This window comes from Heliobacterium chlorum (assembly GCF_014502795.1).
GTDB classification, from domain to species: domain Bacteria; phylum Bacillota; class Desulfitobacteriia; order Heliobacteriales; family Heliobacteriaceae; genus Heliobacterium; species Heliobacterium chlorum.
Genome location: NZ_JACVHF010000200.1, coordinates 1 through 342 on the forward strand (window position 1 = coordinate 1; position 342 = coordinate 342).

The following is a 342-nucleotide window of genomic DNA, read 5'->3' on the forward strand; positions in this document are numbered from 1 at the left end:
TACTATCACCGTTCTCAAAAAAGATTTGTTAAAGATTTAGAACATGTTTATGATAAATTGCTAAGTTTAACTTACACAGAACGAAGTGGTTTATCATTTAAAAAATTTGTATTATTTACTGGTTATGAAGTTAATGTAGATACACAAGAACTTATCGTTAGTATTAATCCTAAATTAAAACATGTTTTAAACGAGATAACAGCAGATTTCACTAAATTTGAATTAAAAGAAATGACACACCTTAAATCTACCTATTCTAAAAATATGTTTAGACTCCTAAAACAATATAAGCATACAGGTTATTTTAAAATACAAATTGATGATTTTAGAGAACGCTTAGAT

The 342-nt window shown here is 25.1% G+C and carries 1 protein-coding gene; it reads left to right on the top strand.

All coding sequences use genetic code 11. The features are described 5' to 3' along the window. On the top strand, positions 1-342 hold a 342-nt coding region (locus H1S01_RS21005), incomplete at both ends, for a replication initiation protein (RefSeq protein ID WP_188042203.1).